Annotated in this window: 21 protein-coding genes; 1 reads left to right on the top strand and 20 read right to left on the bottom strand. The window is 51.5% G+C overall.

Annotation, left to right across the window (positions count from 1 at the left end; all coding sequences use genetic code 11):
• Positions 1-6 precede the first annotated feature (6 nt).
• From nagZ to yceD, 19 genes are all read right to left on the bottom strand, one after another.
• Positions 7-1,035, bottom strand: a complete 1,029-nt coding sequence (gene nagZ / locus ABIC79_RS13520) for a beta-N-acetylhexosaminidase (RefSeq protein WP_013576232.1) — start codon at positions 1,033-1,035, stop codon at positions 7-9.
• A 48-nt stretch (positions 1,036-1,083) separates the two neighbouring features.
• Positions 1,084-1,941, bottom strand: coding sequence for a phosphotransferase (locus tag ABIC79_RS13515; RefSeq protein ID WP_131638034.1), 858 nt, complete (start codon positions 1,939-1,941; stop codon positions 1,084-1,086).
• Entirely contained in the window at positions 1,925-2,515 is a 591-nt protein-coding gene (gene lpoB / locus ABIC79_RS13510; protein WP_354567382.1) for a penicillin-binding protein activator LpoB, read from the bottom strand. The genes ABIC79_RS13515 and lpoB overlap by 17 nt, the downstream gene beginning before the upstream one ends.
• Positions 2,516-2,536: 21 nt before the next feature.
• On the bottom strand, positions 2,537-2,905 hold the full coding sequence (locus tag ABIC79_RS13505) for a YcfL family putative periplasmic lipoprotein (protein WP_013576235.1): 369 nt from the start codon (positions 2,903-2,905) through the stop codon (positions 2,537-2,539).
• Positions 2,906-2,913: 8 nt separating this feature from the next.
• Positions 2,914-3,267: a purine nucleoside phosphoramidase gene (hinT, locus tag ABIC79_RS13500; protein ID WP_013576236.1), complete on the bottom strand. Its 354-nt coding sequence runs from the start codon at positions 3,265-3,267 to the stop codon at positions 2,914-2,916.
• A gap of 187 nt (positions 3,268-3,454) precedes the next feature.
• Positions 3,455-4,888, bottom strand: a complete 1,434-nt coding sequence (gene ptsG / locus ABIC79_RS13495) for a PTS glucose transporter subunit IIBC (RefSeq protein ID WP_013576238.1) — start codon at positions 4,886-4,888, stop codon at positions 3,455-3,457.
• Positions 4,889-5,220: 332 nt separating this feature from the next.
• Positions 5,221-6,021: a metal-dependent hydrolase gene (locus tag ABIC79_RS13490; protein ID WP_015690189.1), complete on the bottom strand. Its 801-nt coding sequence runs from the start codon at positions 6,019-6,021 to the stop codon at positions 5,221-5,223.
• A gap of 41 nt (positions 6,022-6,062) precedes the next feature.
• Positions 6,063-7,082 carry a DNA polymerase III subunit delta' gene (gene holB / locus ABIC79_RS13485; RefSeq protein ID WP_112198440.1) on the bottom strand — a complete coding sequence of 340 codons (1,020 nt, stop codon included), beginning with the start codon at positions 7,080-7,082 and terminating at the stop codon, positions 6,063-6,065.
• Complete coding sequence (gene tmk / locus ABIC79_RS13480) at positions 7,079-7,729, bottom strand: dTMP kinase (protein WP_013576241.1); 651 nt, start codon at positions 7,727-7,729, stop codon at positions 7,079-7,081. Before tmk ends, holB begins: the two co-directional genes overlap by 4 nt.
• On the bottom strand, positions 7,719-8,744 hold the full coding sequence (mltG, locus tag ABIC79_RS13475) for an endolytic transglycosylase MltG (protein WP_013576242.1): 1,026 nt from the start codon (positions 8,742-8,744) through the stop codon (positions 7,719-7,721). The genes tmk and mltG overlap by 11 nt, the downstream gene beginning before the upstream one ends.
• Before the next feature lie 17 nt (positions 8,745-8,761).
• Positions 8,762-9,559, bottom strand: coding sequence for an aminodeoxychorismate lyase (gene pabC / locus ABIC79_RS13470; RefSeq protein WP_112151609.1), 798 nt, complete (start codon positions 9,557-9,559; stop codon positions 8,762-8,764).
• Between the two features lie 226 nt (positions 9,560-9,785).
• The gene (gene fabF, locus ABIC79_RS13465; protein ID WP_013576244.1) at positions 9,786-11,027 is read right to left on the bottom strand and encodes a beta-ketoacyl-ACP synthase II; all 1,242 of its coding nucleotides are present in this window, start codon (positions 11,025-11,027) and stop codon (positions 9,786-9,788) included.
• Between the two features lie 101 nt (positions 11,028-11,128).
• Positions 11,129-11,365 (bottom strand): acyl carrier protein, encoded by a 237-nt coding sequence (gene acpP / locus ABIC79_RS13460; protein ID WP_015690190.1) that lies wholly within the window; start codon positions 11,363-11,365, stop codon positions 11,129-11,131.
• Positions 11,366-11,518: 153 nt separating this feature from the next.
• Positions 11,519-12,253, bottom strand: coding sequence for a 3-oxoacyl-ACP reductase FabG (gene fabG, locus ABIC79_RS13455; RefSeq protein WP_013576245.1), 735 nt, complete (start codon positions 12,251-12,253; stop codon positions 11,519-11,521).
• 13 nt (positions 12,254-12,266) lie between these two features.
• Positions 12,267-13,196 (bottom strand): ACP S-malonyltransferase, encoded by a 930-nt coding sequence (gene fabD / locus ABIC79_RS13450; protein WP_013576246.1) that lies wholly within the window; start codon positions 13,194-13,196, stop codon positions 12,267-12,269.
• Positions 13,197-13,214: 18 nt separating this feature from the next.
• A complete protein-coding gene (locus ABIC79_RS13445; protein ID WP_013576247.1) occupies positions 13,215-14,168 on the bottom strand; it encodes a beta-ketoacyl-ACP synthase III in 954 nt (317 codons plus the stop codon).
• Between the two features lie 6 nt (positions 14,169-14,174).
• Positions 14,175-15,209, bottom strand: coding sequence for a phosphate acyltransferase PlsX (gene plsX / locus ABIC79_RS13440; RefSeq protein ID WP_013576248.1), 1,035 nt, complete (start codon positions 15,207-15,209; stop codon positions 14,175-14,177).
• A gap of 48 nt (positions 15,210-15,257) precedes the next feature.
• On the bottom strand, positions 15,258-15,425 hold the full coding sequence (gene rpmF / locus ABIC79_RS13435; RefSeq protein ID WP_013576249.1) for a 50S ribosomal protein L32: 168 nt from the start codon (positions 15,423-15,425) through the stop codon (positions 15,258-15,260).
• A 12-nt stretch (positions 15,426-15,437) separates the two neighbouring features.
• Positions 15,438-15,962, bottom strand: coding sequence for a 23S rRNA accumulation protein YceD (yceD, locus tag ABIC79_RS13430; RefSeq protein WP_354567373.1), 525 nt, complete (start codon positions 15,960-15,962; stop codon positions 15,438-15,440).
• Between the two features lie 142 nt (positions 15,963-16,104).
• On the opposite strand from yceD, the gene ABIC79_RS13425 reads away from it, so the two are divergent.
• Positions 16,105-16,698, top strand: coding sequence for a Maf family protein (locus tag ABIC79_RS13425; RefSeq protein WP_013576251.1), 594 nt, complete (start codon positions 16,105-16,107; stop codon positions 16,696-16,698).
• 49 nt (positions 16,699-16,747) lie between these two features.
• On the opposite strand, the gene rluC is transcribed toward ABIC79_RS13425, so the two are convergent.
• On the bottom strand, positions 16,748-17,710 hold the full coding sequence (gene rluC, locus ABIC79_RS13420) for a 23S rRNA pseudouridine(955/2504/2580) synthase RluC (RefSeq protein WP_013576252.1): 963 nt from the start codon (positions 17,708-17,710) through the stop codon (positions 16,748-16,750).
• Positions 17,711-17,982 lie beyond the last annotated feature (272 nt).

Raw genomic sequence — 17,982 nt, 5'->3', positions numbered from 1 at the left:
AAAACGTTACAGGGCAGCCTGTTTATGTTCCTGCCAGCGGGCGTCGAGTGTGGTCAGATCACGGTTTGCCTCTTTCCAGCGTCTCGAATTTTGCAGGTCCTGACGGGCCTGTTTTCCACTATACAGTCCGCGATGATACAACTGTGCAACGCGCTCAGCGTTGACCGGAGACAGGTTATCCAGCACGCTGACAGCGCCCTGCCGGTTGTTACAGGCCAGGATCATGTCGCAACCCGCATCCAGAGAGGCCTGCGCGCGTTCGGGATAAGACCCCATGATTGCCGCACCTTCCATTGAGATATCATCGGAGAAGATCACGCCGTTGAAATTCAGCTCTTTGCGCAAAATTTCCTGCAACCAGTATGGCGAACCGCTGGCCGGACGTGGATCGGCCTGAGTATAAATCACGTGCGCCGGCATCACGGCATCCAGTAATTTACGTTCGTTGAGCTGACGGAAGATAGCCATGTCGTGCTGGCGGATAACTTCCAGCGGGCGATCGTCGTGTGGTGTTTCTTTATGGGAATCCGCGCTGACGGCACCGTGCCCCGGAAAATGCTTACCGGTGGTTTTCATGCCAGCGGAATGCATACCGAGAATATACTGCTCAGCCATTTCAAGCGCTTTCCGGGGTTCTGCATGGAACGAACGTTCGCCGATAGCTGCGCTGATATGTCCGATATCCAGCACTGGCGCGAAGCTGATGTCGATATCCATCACAATCATTTCCGACGCCATCAGCCAGCCGCTTTCCTGGGCCAGACGCCCCGCTTCGTGCGGTTCATTGAGCGCCGCAAAAGATTGCGCGGCAGGCAGACGGGTAAAACTTTCGCGGAAGCGCTGTACGCGCCCGCCTTCCTGATCCACGGCCAGCACCAGCCTGTCGTGCGACGCGGCGCGGATCTGGCGGATCAGTTCATGCAACTGATCGACATCATGATAATTTCGGGTGAATAAAATCAGCCCGCCCACCAGCGGGTGCTGCAAAATTTCACGTTCTTCGGCATCCAGCGCATAGCCAGCGACATCCAGCATTACAGGTCCCAACAAAATGGACGCTCCTTTTCATTTTTCAGACAATTATCACGGGTGCAACGGGCGCACCCATTCAAGATATTTACTCTCGCCGGTCTGCTGCCAGCGCACTTCGAACCACATCAGCATCAGGTAATCAACCCAGGGGATCCAGCGTTTAACCCGCTGCTGCAAAAGAGATATTTCCTGATAGCCGCCAGCATCAACGTATTCGCCGATGAACGCATTTTGCTGCTGCGCGTTCCAGTCGTTGCCACGAATAATCGCCGCCAGCTCCAGCGCAATGTCCGCATTCGCCGCATATTCCCAGTCAATCAGCCGCAGCCCGTCTGGCGTACTAAGCACATTACCGGCGTGAATATCCATATGTACCAGCGCCAGTTTCAGCGGTGACGGCGGATCCTGCGACAACATTTTGCGGTGCAAACGCAGCCAGTGCGGCGTCAGCCTGCGCCGGTCGATATGTTGCCAGTAGCGGGCAAATTGCTGCTGTAAATCCAGCCGGTAGCCTGATAGTGGCAACTGGTGTAACTGCACCAGACACTGGCACAAGGCTTTCTGGCCTGAAACGGCGGCGAGTGCCTGATCTTGCAACGGCGTTCCGCCTATCCAGTCGACTATCAGCCACGGCGGCGAATAAAGTCTGACACAAGGGCCTAATTTGTGCCGCGCGATATGCCGCAAAATCACAGATTCGCGTTGCCGGTCAGCGCCCAAAGCTTGCCGCTGTACAGACTGATGTCGTGCCAGAAACTCACCGGCAGACGAGCTGATTTTCCAGCTTTCGCCGGTCAGCCCGGCAACCGGTAATAAACGAAAACCGGCGGTTTTCACCGCCGGATAATGTTGTTCAATCAGTTGCCGGAGTTCGTGTTGCAGAAGCTCAGCGTTAATTCTGAACTGCACCGCGGCCTGACCAGATGATTTCACCACTCGGTGCGGTAATCAGACGCATCGACATGGTCGGCGCTTTCACATCACCACTCACGGTACTGTAAAGCACGTACTGCGCTTTTACGATGTTTGCCAGGCCGATGGCCTTACTGACCGAAGCCAGACTGTCATCCGGCGATAATCCCAGAGACTGTTTGGCAGAAGCCAGTTGCTCGGCGGGTACCACCTGGAAGGTCGTGTTGTTGGCCAGTGCATTGCGCAATGCATCGGTGGCTTTTGCCATTTGCAGGGAACCATTGGTGCTGTTTTTCACGCCATCCACCAGCAGAACGCTGCCCGGCTGCACACCACCGGATTTCAGCATTTTCGCAAGCATTGGCTCAACAGTTGCGGTCCAGTCGATATTGGCAAATTTAGGCGGCTGCGGAACTGGCTGGACCTGCGGTTGCTCCGGAACCGGCGGGTTAACCGGTGGCAACGGTTGCTGTGGCTGCTGCGGTTGCTCAGGCTGCTGTGGCTGGTTTGGCAACGTACAACCGCCAAGGATCAATGCGGCCATTGCCACAATGAGGAAATACTTTTTCATCAACCTTCTCCGTGCAAAAAATTAGAGATAAAGGTAAATACGCACACTGTACGCATCAAGATTGCCGTTCAGGGAACTGACGTCCACGCTGCTGTTCGCCGGAACAGTAATGGTCCTGGCCTCGGCGACCGGGAATAAATCCAGCCCCTGTTTATCATACCAATAGTAACGATAATGCAGGGTGACTGAGTGTGGCTGGTTGTTATCCAACCTGGTTGTGGCTTTTTTCTGCCCGCCGGAATCAGATACGGATGGCGAACCTGGGATTATGCCTGCCGTCAGAACGGGGGATTCCATTACCACTCTTTGTTGATTATTCAGCGCAATAGTGGGCTTGCTGCTACAACCTATCAACAAAATCACTGGCAATAACGCCATCAAAAAACGCATGTTTACCCTTACTGACGTGACAGCAATGGACCCAGTGCACGGCCACCGACCAGATGCATATGGATGTGATAAACCTCCTGACCAGCATCACGGTTGCAGTTGACGATCAGGCGGTAACCGCTTTCGGCGATGCCTTCCTGTTCGGCAATTTTCGCGGCCACCGTCATCATTCTGCCCAGCGCTGCTTCATGCGTCGCATCGACGTCATTCATTGTCGGGATCAGAACATTCGGGATAATCAAAATATGGCTGGGTGCCTGAGGAGAAATGTCGCGAAACGCAGTGACAAGTTCGTCCTGATAAACCACGTCGGCAGGGATTTCACGGCGAATGATTTTGCTGAAAATTGTCTCTTCGGCCATCTTAACTGTCCTTAACAAAGTAAAAAGCGTTGTACGCAGTATGGGTTAGAATTTCCATTCCTTTCAACCTGATTACGCTTTTTGATGCTTAATTGACGCAGAAAGCGTCAGCCAGCGCTCCGCTGAATCGCAGACATAAAAAAAGGAGGCCGAAGCCTCCTTTCTCAGAACCAGACATTGCTCACCATTAATGGCTACGCATGTACTCGTCCATATCGGTTTTCAGGTTGTCAGATTTAGTACCGAAAATCGCCTGAACACCAGAACCTGCAACTACCACACCTGCCGCACCCAGTTTTTTCAGGCCAGCCTGATCGACTTTGGAGACGTCCGCTACGCTGACACGCAGACGGGTAATACAGGCATCAAGGTTAGTGATGTTGTCTTTGCCGCCGAAAGCCTGAACCAGAGAGGCGGACATTTCAGAACCGCCCTGCGCGGTGGTTTCGCTGGTAGAGTCTTCACGACCAGGTGTTTTCAGATCCAGCTTCGCAATCAGGAAACGGAAGATGCTGTAGTAAACAACCGCATACACCGCACCTACGATTGGGAACAGCCAGATTTTGCTGCTGTTACCACTCAGAACGATGAAGTCAATCAGACCGTGCGAGAAGCTGGTGCCGTCACGCATACCCAACAGGATACAGATTGGGAATGCCAGACCGGCCAGAATCGCGTGGATCACGTACAGGATCGGCGCAACGAACATGAAGGAGAATTCGATTGGCTCGGTGATACCGGTCAGGAACGCAGTCAGGGCAGCGGAAATCATGATGCCGCCGACTTTTGCACGATTTTCAGGTTTCGCTGAATGCCAGATAGCAACCGCAGCGGCTGGCAGACCGTACATTTTGAACAGGAAGCCACCTGACAGTTTACCTGCAGTTGGGTCACCGGCCATATAACGTGGGATATCGCCGTGGAACACCTGACCTGCAGAGTTCACGTACTCACCGATTTGCATCTGGAATGGAACGTTCCAGATATGGTGCAGACCAAACGGAACAAGTGCACGTTCTACCACACCGTAGATACCGAATGCCACGACCGGGTTCTGGTAAGCCGCCCATTGTGAGAAGGTCTGGATACCTGTACCGATTGGCGGCCAGATGAAGGACAGAACCACACCCAGGATAATCGCAGCCAGACCAGAGATGATCGGAACAAAACGTTTACCGGCGAAGAAGCCCAGATATTCTGGCAACTTGATACGATAGAAACGGTTGAACATGTAAGCCGCAATCGCACCGGAGATGATACCGCCCAGTACGCCGGTATCGGCCAGATGCTTGGCTGCAATTTCTTCAGCGGGCAAATGCAGAACCAGTGGAGCCACAACCGCCATGGTTTTCACCATGATGCCATATGCCACAACGGACGCCAGTGCAGAAACACCGTCGTTGTTAGTGAAGCCTAAGGCAACACCAATAGCAAAGATCAAAGGCATATTAGCGAAGACTGAACCACCGGCTTCGGCCATAACATGAGAAACGATCAGTGGCAGCCAGCTAAAGTTTGCAGAACCGACACCAAGCAGGATACCTGCGATTGGCAGTACGGATACTGGCAGCATTAGCGATTTACCGACCTTTTGAAGGTTTGCAAACGCGTTCTTAAACATAATTGATTGTGCTCCTGAGTAATGATTCTTTTTGATACTTATTGCGGTTTAGCCTGATAACTAACCGCTTTGCAAAAGTGTTGCGAACCTTTTGCTGTCGGGTGTCTGAGCACCCCTTTTAATTTTTACGCAGGGTAAAATAATTCCCTTTGTTAATGTTTGATGGCAGTCACGTTTTTCTGAAAAATGCAGTAAGAGCGTCTTAAAAGCCACCATTTATCAACATAAAATCCGAATAAAAGCCCCCTGACACCGCCTAAAACGGTGCCAAAATACCTCATTCAGAGGATTAATTACGAGGTGAAAAATAAATACAGAGAATATGACCTGGCCTAAAGTGACATCAGGGAAGAAGAATCGATGTGAAATAATCGTGAAAAGTTGGCTGTCGTGGCTTCGGCAAGTTGTTCCACGCTCACGCCTTTGAGCACTGCCATGTAGTCGGCAACGTCACGCACATAAGCAGGCTGGTTTTCCTTTCCGCGATGCGGAACCGGTGCCAGGTATGGCGAATCAGTTTCTACCAGCAGACGATCCAGCGGGACGTAACGTGCCACTTCACGCAGCGCATCGGCATTACGGAAAGTCACAATTCCGGAGAAAGAGATATAAAAACCCAGATCGAGCAGGAATTTTGCGGTCGGCAAATCCTCGGTAAAGCAATGGAGTACACCACCGCACTCCCCTGCTTTCTCTTCTTTGAGAATATCCAGTGTATCCTGGCGGGCATCACGGGTATGGACGATCACCGGTTTGTTCAGCTCGCGGCCAATACGGATGTGCTCGCGGAAAGAGTCCTGCTGCAGTTTCAGCTGATGCGCTTCTTTCTGATAAAAATAATCCAGACCGGTTTCCCCCATCGCCACCACTTTCGGGCTGGCGGCAAGCTCACGCAGCTCGTTGAAATCGTAACCATCGTCGATATTCAGCGGATGAACACCGCAGGAAAATGCCACGTCCGGGCGATCACCAATCAGCTGCGTCATTGCCCGATAGCCCGGCAGGGTTGTTGCGACGGCCAGCATAAATTTCACATCACGTTCGCGGGCTTTTTCCAGCACACTGTCCACGCCTGAATGCAGCTCGTTGTAATCCAGGCTGTCGAGGTGGCAGTGGGAATCGACTAAAAACATAATAATTAACTCGTTGCGGTATGTTGAAGATAAAGAGTATATCAGCGCGATAGCGCGGAACTGAAAACTGACGAGGAAACCGCCCCCTGAAGCATTTGTTCCCATTCCAGCAGCTGTTCTGTCAGCAGCAGTTCGCGGTTTACCCCCACGATGGAAATCAATTGCTGACGGCAGTGCATCCACGCCGTAACCGACTGTTGCAGAGATGCGTTAGACTGCGCGCCTGCCAGCAAAGCAATCAGCGGCTGCTGATCGTGATTAATGATGAACTGCCCGGCATGTTGCTGCCATTTGACAGCATCCAGCAGTAACGTCGCCAGCCAGTACAGGCGTTCAGCGGCATCCTCATGATTAAGCTGAGACAACAGAGAAAGCATATCCTGCTGCTGGCACTGAACGTAAAGCTGCTGGCAAAGCGCCACGCGTTGTTTCCAGCGCTCCGGCTGCAACAGTTCAATGGCCGATAATGGCCCGCCGTTGGCCAAACGCAGGGCGGTTTTAATCGCGAACGGATCCGCGCTGAGCTGGCGGTTTATCCAGTGCACCGCCAGCGTTTCTTCAGGCACCGGCAGATGCCAGTAGAAGCAGCGACTGCGGATCGTCGCCAGTAAAGCCGAAGGCTCCCGGCAACCGAGCAGGAAATAAGTGCCAGCAGGCGGCTCTTCCAGCGTTTTCAGCAAGGCATTGGCCGCCGCTTCGGTCAGCATTTCCGTCTGAGGGATCCATACAACTTTTGCGCCGCCCTGTTGCGAATAGTTGTACAGCGTTTCAATAAGCTGACGCACCGGGTCGATGCCCAGAGAGCTTTTGCCCTTTTCAGGCTGGAGAATATGCCAGTCAGGATGGTTTCCGGCAATCATCAGCTGGCAGCTGTGGCAGGTTCCGCAGCTTTTTTCCCCGTCCTTATGCCGGCACAGCAACCATCGACTCAGACCATACACCAGCGCCTCATCACCCATCCCCGCAGCCGCATGCATCAGCAAAGCGTGGTGGCCACGCCCCGTCAGATATTGCCCGACCAGTTGTCTGTACGGGCCACTGAGCCACGGATACCAGTTCATGATGCGTTGCCTTGTAAAACCTGCTCATCGAACCAGTTTTTCAACGTCAGCTCGATGGAAGCGGTGACCTGCTCAATGGATTGGGAGGCATCGATGGTTTTGATGCGGCTGTCTCCGGCAGCAAGTTCGAGATAACGCGTACGCGTACGCTCAAAGAAAGGCAACGCTTCCTGCTCAATACGATCCAGTTCCCCACGGGCACGGGCACGTTGCAATCCGATAGCCGGAGGCAGATCAAGATACAGCGTCAAATCAGGACGGAAATCACCCAGGACGGTATCACGCAAGGAGGTCATCAGTTTGGCATCAATCCCGCGACCACCGCCCTGGTAGGCCTGTGAAGAAAGATCATGCCGGTCCCCGACAACCCACGCGCCACGCGCCAGTGCAGGCAAAATTACCGTTTCGACCAGCTGAACACGGGCGGCATAAAGCATCAGTACTTCTGCTTTCACGGTAGGTTTTTCGCCATCGACGCCGCGTTTGAATAAATCGCGTAATTTCTCAGCAAGCGGCGTTCCACCCGGTTCACGGGTGAAGACGATTTCGCCCACGCCGTGCTGACGCAGAGCATTGACGACCACGTCATGAGCAGTAGTTTTCCCTGCCCCTTCAAGGCCTTCAATCACAATGAAGTTACTTTTCATTCTTATTCTTAAGCGCCTCTATGTACACACGAACCGCCTTGTTATGGTTCTCAAGGTTAGTGCTGAAAGTATGCCCGCCTTTGCCGTCTGCGACAAAGTATAGATACGGGGTTTTCGCCGGATGCGCGGCGGCCTGCAGTGAGGCTTCGCTCGGCATCGCAATTGGCGACGGCGGCAGGCCGGTGATCACGTAGGTATTGTACGGAGTCGGCGTTTCCAGATCTTTCTTGGTGATGTTGCCAGTGTATTTATCACCCATCCCATAAATCACCGTCGGATCGGTTTGCAATCGCATACCAATACGCAGGCGGTTAATAAATACTGAAGCGACTTCAGGGCGCTCATCTTTAACTGCAGTTTCTTTTTCAATGATCGACGCCATGGTGACCATATCAGCAGGTGTTTTATACGGCAGAGAATCCATGCGGCCTTTCCAGATATCCGCCACCGTTTTTTCCATCCTTACGTGAGCACGTTTGAGCAGAGATAAATCGGTCATGCCCGCAGTGTAATGGTAAGTATCCGGATACAGCCAGCCTTCGAGATTTTTGGTGTCCGTTGCGCCCAGCGCGGCGGCAATGTCTTCGCCACTTTTACCACTGAGTTCATGCTTCAGATACTCTGATTTATCCAGAACTTTCATCCAGTCGCTGAGCTTAAAGCCCTCTACAAAACGAACGCTGAATTGGGCCTCTTTACCGCTTTTCAGCAGCTCAAGCATCTGACGTACTGTCATGCCTTTTTCAAAACGGTAAGTACCAGCTTTAAACTCGCTCAGTTCAGGTTCTAAACGTAATAACCACGGAAACCACGGATTGGGCTTCATCAGTTTTTTGTCAATTAGCAGTGTTTCCAGCACCACGCGTCCCGTGCCTGCGGGCAGGGTAAAGATAGTTTCGCTGCTGACATTGATCGGGCGATCCGCAAACTGTTTTACTTTTTGATAGGCAAACGTCGCCAGCCCTAACAGAATCAGGGCAATGAGGGCGAAGATTTTGGTCTTTTTGTTTGTCATTGTTTAATCACTTTTTCTTAACAGCTCTGGAGCAGGAAATCGCACAAACGCCGTGAAATGTAATATTTGTCATCGACCTGATTCACCGGCAGAACGGGCATCAGGGCGTTACAAATCAGGATTTCGTCAGCATCTGATAATGTTTCCGCAGATTCACTGACGATGTTCACAACCCAGGGGGATGTCGCTTCAAGTACGCGGATGACGTGCTGACGCATAAGACCATCAACGCCGGACTGCGATAAATCCGGAGTAAACACCTGATTTCCCTTACGCCAGAATAAATTTGCCGCACAGCATTCCACCAGGCAGCCCGAGGTGTCAACCACCAGCGCTTCATTGGCATCTGTCTGGTCAAGATGCATGCGGATCATTACCTGTTCCAGCCGGTTAAGATGTTTTATTCCGGCCAGCAACGGGTTCTTACTCAGTGTGACCGGGCTCAGCGCGAGTTTCACGCCCTGTTGCCGCCACGCGTGATAATGCACCGGATAATCAGACGCAGAAACAATACGCGTCGGCGCAGAGCAACCTGCGGCGCTGTAACCTCGGCCGCCCTGCCCGCGCGTCACGACGGCTTTAACCACTGCCTCTTTCTGCTGTCCGGCAGCCAGAACCATTTCCTGTTCCAGAGCCGTCCAGTCCACACCTTCAATCCGCAGTACCGACGCAGCACGTTGCAGACGCTGAATATGCCCGGCCAGAAACACAATCACACCGTCTGACACCCTGGCTGTGGTAAAGCAACCGTCGCCAAACTGCACTGAACGGTCACTTGCCGACAACATCGCGGCCGCCACACCATTAATCCACATGGTTACTTCCTCCGGTTCTGGAGCTTATGGTCACGATTCTCTGACAGCAGAGCCTGCGTGAGCCGGTCTGTCGCATCAAGGAGAGCATTCTTACTTTATCGTATTGACACGCGCTGCCAGCAGGAACACGCATCCCGTTTACGCATTGTTGTATTCAGTCTTCGCTTTAATTCAGACAACAAAAAGGCCCGATTAACGGGCCTTCACAAACACAGCTTGTGCGGGATCAGATCTTACGGAATACCAGCGAACCATTGGTACCGCCGAAACCGAACGAGTTGCACAAGGAATACTGCATATCTTTAACCTGGCGCGCTTCGTGAGGGACGAAATCCAGATCACAACCTTCATCCGGATTATCCAGATTGATGGTCGGCGGAACCGCCTGGTCGCGTAATGCCAGCAAGGTGAAAATGGACTCCACCGCACCCGCTGCGCCTAAGAGATGGCCGGTCATCGACTTTGTCGAGCTGACCATAACTTTATGCGCATCAGCACCAAAGACGGATTTAACCGCCTGGGCTTCGGCTTTATCACCCGCCGCAGTCGAGGTGCCGTGTGCGTTGATGTAACCAATCTGAGCCGCAGAAACACCCGCGTCACGCAGTGCGTTCTCCATCGCCAATGCCGCACCCGCGCCATCTTCCGGCGGTGATGTCATATGGTAAGCATCGCTGCTCATGCCAAAACCGACAATTTCAGCATAAATTTTTGCACCGCGTTTACGGGCATGTTCGTACTCTTCCAGCACCATAATACCTGCGCCGTCACCCAGTACGAAACCATCACGATCTTTATCCCACGGACGACTCGCCGCCTGAGGATTGTCATTGCGCGTTGAAAGCGCGCGTGCTGCACCGAATCCACCGACGCCCAACGGGGTACTGGCTTTTTCCGCGCCGCCTGCCAGCATCACGTCGGCATCGTTATAAGCGATGATACGTGCTGCATGACCAATATTATGCACCCCAGAAGTACAGGCTGTTGCAATAGAAATACTCGGCCCACGCAACCCGAACATGATACTCAAATGACCTGCAATCATGTTGACGATAGTGGATGGAACGAAGAAAGGACTAATTTTGCGGGGTCCGCCGTTAACCAATGAGGAATGGTTTTCTTCAATCAGACCAAGCCCACCGATACCGGAACCGATCGCCGCACCAATGCGTGGCGCGTTCTCAGCAGTTACCTCAAGCCCGGAGTCTTGCATCGCCTGAATACCGGCAGTAATACCATACTGAATAAAGGCATCCATCTTGCGGGCATCTTTGCGCGGGATGAAGTCTTCACAGTTAAAATCTTTTACTAAGCCAGCAAAACGCGTTGCGTAGGCACTAGTATCAAAATGGTCGATCAGGCTGATGCCACTCTGACCGGCAAGGAGAGCGTTCCAAGTGGACTCTACAGTATTGCCGACAGGAGACAGCATGCCCAGTCCAGTCACTACAACTCGACGCTTAGACACGTATGTCCTCCAGGGAGGGAAAAAAGTAGTAATACCGTGGGATAAAAAAAACTTAGGCGGTCAAATGACCGCCTAACTATCTAAACTTAAAGCATGTACGCTTACTGTTGGCTAGCGTTGATAAAATCAATTGCTGCCTGAACAGTAGTGATTTTTTCAGCTTCTTCGTCAGGGATCTCGGTATCAAACTCTTCTTCCAGAGCCATAACCAGCTCAACGGTGTCGAGAGAATCAGCGCCAAGGTCGTCTACGAAAGATGCAGCATTCACTACTTCTTCCTGTTTAACACCCAGCTGTTCAACGATGATTTTCTTAACGCGTTCTTCGATAGTGCTCATACTCTTAAATTTCCTATCAAAACTCGCTTTCGCGATGGTTTTCGTAGTGTATAAAATGTTGAAAAAGATGCAACTAAATCCAGGCTGTTCAAACCACGAATTTGCTCTATTTTGCGGTTTTTACCGCAAAAAACGCAAATAATTTCGTAATTTTTAAATCATGTACATGCCGCCATTGACATGTAATGTTTCACCCGTGATGTAGCTGGCCTCGTCAGAGGCTAAAAAAGCAACGGCGCTGGCAATTTCTTTGGCATCGCCCAACCGGTTGGCTGGAACTGATGACAAAATGCCTGCGCGTTGATCATCTGTCAACGCCCTTGTCATATCCGTCTCAATAAAGCCAGGAGCGACGACGTTGACAGTAATGCCACGTGAAGCGACCTCACGTGCCAAAGACTTACTAAAACCAATCAAGCCAGCTTTAGCCGCCGCGTAATTCGCCTGCCCTGCGTTACCCATGGTGCCAACAACGGAACCAATTGTAATAATCCGTCCACACCGTTTCTTCATCATAGCCCGCATGACAGCTTTTGACAGCCGAAACACTGAAGTCAGGTTCGTATCCAGGATATCCTGCCACTCATCATCCTTCATACGCATGAGAAGGTTATCACGGGTAATGCCGGCATTATTAACTAAAATATCAATTTCGCCAAATTCAGCTCGAATCGTCGCCAATACTTGCTCAATAGATGCAGAATCAACCACATTGAGCATGATACCTTTGCCATTCTCGCCTAAATATTCGCCGATCGCTTCTGCGCCTTTCTCGCTGGTCGCAGTGCCGATCACTTTCGCGCCACCAGCAACCAGTTTTTCTGCGATTGCGCGGCCAATACCACGGCTGGCACCGGTAACCAGTGCAATTTTGCCTTCGAAGCTCATACTCATCCTCTTATTACTGTTCAAGCGCCGCTGCCAGACTTGCCGTGTCATTCACAGCGGCAGCCGTCAGGGTGTCAACAATACGTTTGGTCAGACCGGTCAGCACTTTACCTGGTCCCACTTCTAATAACTGTTCTACGCCTTGTGCAGCGATGTATTCGACAGACTCAGTCCAGCGAACCGGGCTGTACAACTGACGTACCAGCGCACTGCGGATCGCTTCAGGAGACGTTTCGACTTTCACGTCAACGTTATTCACGACAGAGTACTGTGGCGCATTGAAAGTGACATTTTCGAGCGCAATCGCCATCTTTTCAGCGGCTGGCTTCATCAGTGCACAATGTGAAGGTACGCTGACAGGCAGAGGCAGAGCACGTTTTGCACCGGCTTCTTTACATGCTGCACCAGCGCGTTCTACGGCTTCTTTGTTACCCGCGATCACAACCTGACCAGGCGAGTTAAAGTTCACCGGAGAAACAACCTGACCCTGTGCAGATTCTTCACAAGCTTTGGCAATGGCATCATTATCCAGACCAATGATCGCATACATCGCGCCAGTTCCGGCCGGAACGGCTTCCTGCATCAGCTTACCGCGCAGTTCAACCAGAGAAATCGCCTGTTTAAAATCCAGTACACCAGCACAAACCAAAGCGGAATACTCACCCAGACTGTGGCCAGCCATCAGAACAGGCTGAGTGCCATTCTGTTGCTGCCATACGCGCCAGATGGCGACAGAAGCGGCCAGCAATGCCGGTTGCGTCTGCCAGGTTTTATTCAGTTCTTCAGCCGGCCCCTGCTGCACCAACTGCCATAAATCGTACCCCAGTGCCGAAGAAGCCTCGGCAAATGTTTCTTCAACCACCGGATGCGCAGCGGCTAAATCAGCCAGCATACCGAGTGTCTGAGAACCCTGACCAGGGAAAACCACCGCTATTTTTGTCATTTTTATCATCCTGTTAAATCAAAAACGTACCAGCGCCGAGCCCCAGGTAAAGCCACCGCCAAATGCTTCGAGCAACACTAATTGCCCGCGCTGAATTCTGCCGTCCCGGACCGCTTCGTCAAGTGCTGCAGGCACAGAAGCCGCCGACGTATTGCCATGACGATCGAGCGTAACAACGACTTTATCCATGCCCATGCCCAGCTTTTTCGCTGTTGCGCTGATGATACGCAGGTTCGCCTGATGTGGCACCAGCCAGTCAAGAGCAGAGCGGTCGAGATTATTTGCCGTCAGGGTTTCATCAACAATGTGCGCCAACTCAGTCACCGCGACTTTGAAGACTTCATTACCCGCCATAGTGACATAAGCAGGTTTTTCTGGTTCTGACTGGCTAGGGTACGCCAACGTCAACAGATTACCGTAATGACCATCGGCATGCATGTGAGTGGAGATGATGCCTTGCTCTTCGGAAGCTCCCAGCAATACTGCGCCAGCGCCATCTCCAAAGAGGATCACCGTGCCACGATCTTCAGGATCGAGTTTACGGGATAGCACATCAGATCCAATCACCAGCGCGTATTTTACAGCACCGTTTTTAATGTATTGATCGGCAACGCTCAGCGCATAGGTGAAACCTGCACATGCCGCCGCCAGATCGAACGCTGCGCAATCCCTGATGCCGAGCATATTCTGCACCTGGCAGGCTGAACTCGGGAATGCATGTGAAGATGAGGTTGTTGCAACAATGATCAAACCTACGTCGCTTGCGCTGACGCTGGCCATTTCAAGTGCTTTTTCAGCAGCGTGCAGGCCCATTGTGGCCACAGTCTCATCCGGTGCAGCGATACGACGTTCACGAATACCCGTACGTGTGACGATCCACTCGTCGGAGGTATCCACCATTTTTTCTAAGTCGGCATTAGTCCGAACTTGCACGGGCAAATAGCTCCCCGTACCGAGAATCTTTGTATACATGTACGATCAGTCACTCTTGGGTAATACAGCTTCAAGGCGCGCGGCAATCCGCTGAGGGACTTGCCGCTGCACCGCCTGCACAGCCTGTTCGATAGCAACAGCAAACGCACGCTGGTTTGCTCCGCCGTGGCTTTTAATAACGATGCCCCGTAATCCTAACAAACATGCGCCATTATACTGGTCGGGATTGAGATGGCTAAAACGCTTTAGCAATTTTTTCTGCAGAATCCGACCTAACCATTTCAACCACCAGGCCTTCTTGCCACCCTCTCCCGAGGATTTTAACAGTGACAAAAACATCCTTATTACACCTTCCATGGTCTTGAGCGTAACGTTACCCACAAAGCCGTCACACACCATCACATCTGTTTTACCGGTCAGAAGGTCGTTACCTTCAAGATAACCGATATAGTTGATTAGTGCGGTATTTTTTAAAATCGCGGCGGCTTCACGGATATTATCCAGCCCTTTGCTTTCCTCTTCGCCGATATTGAGCAAGGCAACGCGGGGATTCGTGATCCCCACCACCTGTTCGGCCATCACAGCCCCCATCACGGCAAACTGGACCAACATCGTGCTGTCGCACTCAACGTTGGCGCCCAGATCCAGCACCACAGTTTTACTACGTTGCTGGTTAGGTAGCACGCTCATCAACGCCGGGCGCTCAATGCCATCCAGCGGCTTGACAACCAGCTTGGCTAATCCCATCAGTGCGCCGGTATTCCCGGCACTGACACACGCCAGTGCGTCACCACTCTTGATCAGTTCCAACGCCACACGCATCGAGCTTCCTTTACTGGCCCGTATAGCTTGCGACGCACGTAAATCGCTGGCTATAACTGATTCAGCAGGAATTATCCGAATTCGTTCTGTTAAAGAAGGATCGGCTTTGGCTAAGAAAGGTGTGATTGCGTCGGGATCGCCGACCAGAAGGAGGTCTAATTCAGAATTAGAGATCAGTGCCTGCAATGAAGCAGGCACTGTGACGGAAGGACCGAAATCTCCGCCCATTACATCTAACGCGATGGTTAGACGAGTCAAGGTATCGCCTTGCCAGCACTTATCACGTGAATAAGTTGCAGACAAATATCAGCCGATTACCTTGCGACCGCGGTAGAAACCGTCGGCAGTGATGTGGTGACGCAGGTGAGTTTCACCAGAAGTCTTGTCCACAGACAGAGTGGAAGTGGTCAGAGCATCATGTGAACGACGCATGCCACGTTTAGAACGGGTTGGTTTATTCTGTTGTACGGCCATGGACCTTACTCCTTAAGTACTTTTCTTTAAACTCGCTAATACGGCAAATGGATTTGGTTTCTCCGCCTCTTCAGGCAGTTTACCGAATACCATGTCCGCTTCGGACACTTCACAGTGTTCAGATTCATGTACCGGCACGACAGGCAGTGAAAGAATAATTTCGTCTTCAATCATTGCCAGCAAATCAACTTCGCCAAAATCATCGACTTCGATCGGCTCGTACGCTTCCGGTAATGCCTCAGCCTGTTCATCATTCTGGACAGGACTAAAACAATATGTTGTGTGAACCTGATGTTCAAACGTCTTACCGCATCTCTGGCATTCCAGAGTGACAGCAACATCGGAGTGGCCGGTAATCACAGCCAGACGCTGTTTGTCGATATTAAACGACAAAGAGGTTTGTATATCAGAATCCACACTGACCACTGATTGGGCAACACGCGTAACCTGATCAGCAGTATAGACACCTGTATAGTCTAAACGCTTCTGGGCAGTGCGAACCGCATCAAGGGTCAGGGGTAATTTTACTTTTTGCATAGGGCGCGCATATTAACTTTGTAACGACAGAGAGTCAAAGAAAAAGGCCTTAAAACCGCACCTTTCACCAATATTCGCTTCCGCAGCGGCCGACAGTTTAAAATGTGCGATTCAATAACGCTACGCTTTGTGAAAAAAAATTATGTCAGCACATCAAAAAAAATTACTTCTGGCTTCAACATCGGTTTACCGCAAGGCCCTTCTCGATAAAGCCGGCCTGGTATTTTCCTGCGCCTCACCCGCCATTGATGAGACGCCGGGTCGGGACGAAAAACCCGCCGAACTGGTGCAGCGTCTGGCTTACAGCAAAGCCAGCGTGCTTGCAGCTTTGTATCCTGAACACCTGATAATCGGTTCTGATCAGGTCTGCGTGATTGACAGAAAAATAACCGGCAAACCGCACACGTTTGATAACGCATTCCACCAGTTGCGTGCTGCCAGTGGCAAGACAGTGACGTTTTACACCGGCCTGAGCCTGTATAACGGCGAAACACAAACGGCGCAGACTTTATGTGAAACATTTGACGTGACCTTCCGGTCATTAACTGATGAAGAAATTACCGGTTATTTGCATCGCGAACAACCTTATGACTGTGCCGGGAGCTTTAAATGCGAAGGACTGGGGATCACACTTTTCGACAGTCTGGCAGGACGCGACCCGAACACGCTGATTGGGTTGCCTCTTATTGCCCTGCTCGCCTTGTTGCGTCAGGAAGGCATCAATCCGTTGCTATAAAAGGAATAAAAAAGGCGCACTCTGTGCGCCTCTGTTTACTATTCGCACTTTAACGTGCTGTCGTTTTACCCCGTAAAACTTTCAGGCAGTTACGCAGTTTGGCATCCATCGGTGCTTCAATACGCATCGTCTCACCCGTGTTCGGATGCTCAAAACGCAACGCCGCCGCATGCAGGAATAAACGATTGAGGCCTGTTCCGGACAGTTTTGCATCGAAATCACGCTCACCATAGCGGTCATCAAACGCAATCGGATGTCCGGCATGCAATGCGTGTACGCGGATCTGATGGGTTCTGCCGGTCACCGGGCTGGCTTTAACCAGAGTTGCAAACTCATAACGTTCTTCAATTTTGAAGCGCGTTTCTGAAGGCTTGCCTTCGGCATTAACCCTGACAATACGTTCGCCGCTTTGCAGAATATTTTTCAGTAAAGGGGCCTGCACGACTTTGCAGTGTGACGGCCATTCACCCCGGACCAACGCCAGATAATCCTTTTGCATGCTTTTCACACGCAGTTGCTCATGTAAGGAACGCAGTGCAGAGCGTTTCTTGGCGACCAGCAAAACACCGGAAGTATCACGGTCCAGACGGTGAACCAGTTCCAGAAAACGAGCATCCGGACGCAGCGCACGCAGGCCTTCAATCACGCCGAAACTTAAACCACTGCCGCCGTGTACGGCAGTGCCGGAAGGTTTATTAAGGATCAGCAAATGATCGTCTTCATATAAGATGCAATCCGCCAGCGCGGCGACTTTATCCAGCTTTGCAGAAACAGGCGCTTCATCACGTTCAGCAACACGAACGGGCGGGACACGCACTTCATCACCGGCAATTAATTTATATTCCGGCTTAATTCTTTTCTTATTTACCCGCACTTCACCCTTACGCACGATGCGATAGATCATGCTCTTCGGCACGCCCTTAAGGATTTTAAGTAAGAAGTTGTCGATACGCTGACCAGCTTCGTCGTCAGAAATGGGGATTAATTGTACAGTTGGATTCTCAGTTTTCATGGCTCGCGATTCTAAATATCCGGCACGGTTCGCGCCACTGATTTTTATGTGCTTAACTTTTACTTTACCAGTAACAGCACAGGAAAACCTTCTCACTCCCCCTGTTTTTTAAGAAAGCTCAGGTTCTGACAATGCGGCGCATCTCTCATTGAGGTAAATATCTTACCTGCTTGGGAAAAGTCACCTTGCTATCACAGTGCCTGCAATGGAATAATGAAGTCACTTTCGGCGTTGTTTCTCTTAAGTTAGGGAAAACGCAGGAATTATAGATT

It is taken from the genome of Rahnella sp. 2050, assembly GCF_040544515.1.
Taxonomy (GTDB): domain Bacteria; phylum Pseudomonadota; class Gammaproteobacteria; order Enterobacterales; family Enterobacteriaceae; genus Rahnella; species Rahnella aceris.
Note: the sequence above shows the minus strand (reverse complement) of the source record. Positions and strands in the feature narration are given on the sequence as shown.

Excerpts from the sequence above, each read along its gene's own strand:
- lpoB (WP_354567382.1), bottom strand. The coding sequence starts at position 2,515 with ATGAAAAAGTATTTCCTCATTGTGGCAATGGCCGCATTGATCCTTGGC.
- ABIC79_RS13490 (WP_015690189.1), bottom strand. The coding sequence starts at position 6,021 with ATGTTTTTAGTCGATTCCCACTGCCACCTCGACAGCCTGGATTACAAC.
- ABIC79_RS13445 (WP_013576247.1), bottom strand. The coding sequence starts at position 14,168 with ATGTATACAAAGATTCTCGGTACGGGGAGCTATTTGCCCGTGCAAGTT.
- ABIC79_RS13425 (WP_013576251.1), top strand. The coding sequence starts at position 16,105 with ATGTCAGCACATCAAAAAAAATTACTTCTGGCTTCAACATCGGTTTAC.
- tmk (WP_013576241.1), bottom strand. The coding sequence starts at position 7,729 with ATGAAAAGTAACTTCATTGTGATTGAAGGCCTTGAAGGGGCAGGGAAA.
- acpP (WP_015690190.1), bottom strand. The coding sequence starts at position 11,365 with ATGAGCACTATCGAAGAACGCGTTAAGAAAATCATCGTTGAACAGCTG.
- pabC (WP_112151609.1), bottom strand. The coding sequence starts at position 9,559 with ATGTGGATTAATGGTGTGGCGGCCGCGATGTTGTCGGCAAGTGACCGT.
- hinT (WP_013576236.1), bottom strand. The coding sequence starts at position 3,267 with ATGGCCGAAGAGACAATTTTCAGCAAAATCATTCGCCGTGAAATCCCT.
- mltG (WP_013576242.1), bottom strand. The coding sequence starts at position 8,744 with ATGACAAACAAAAAGACCAAAATCTTCGCCCTCATTGCCCTGATTCTG.
- nagZ (WP_013576232.1), bottom strand. The coding sequence starts at position 1,035 with ATGCTGGATGTCGCTGGCTATGCGCTGGATGCCGAAGAACGTGAAATT.
- ptsG (WP_013576238.1), bottom strand. The coding sequence starts at position 4,888 with ATGTTTAAGAACGCGTTTGCAAACCTTCAAAAGGTCGGTAAATCGCTA.
- rluC (WP_013576252.1), bottom strand. The coding sequence starts at position 17,710 with ATGAAAACTGAGAATCCAACTGTACAATTAATCCCCATTTCTGACGAC.
- ABIC79_RS13505 (WP_013576235.1), bottom strand. The coding sequence starts at position 2,905 with ATGCGTTTTTTGATGGCGTTATTGCCAGTGATTTTGTTGATAGGTTGT.
- fabG (WP_013576245.1), bottom strand. The coding sequence starts at position 12,253 with ATGAGCTTCGAAGGCAAAATTGCACTGGTTACCGGTGCCAGCCGTGGT.
- yceD (WP_354567373.1), bottom strand. The coding sequence starts at position 15,962 with ATGCAAAAAGTAAAATTACCCCTGACCCTTGATGCGGTTCGCACTGCC.
- holB (WP_112198440.1), bottom strand. The coding sequence starts at position 7,082 with ATGAACTGGTATCCGTGGCTCAGTGGCCCGTACAGACAACTGGTCGGG.
- rpmF (WP_013576249.1), bottom strand. The coding sequence starts at position 15,425 with ATGGCCGTACAACAGAATAAACCAACCCGTTCTAAACGTGGCATGCGT.
- fabD (WP_013576246.1), bottom strand. The coding sequence starts at position 13,196 with ATGACAAAAATAGCGGTGGTTTTCCCTGGTCAGGGTTCTCAGACACTC.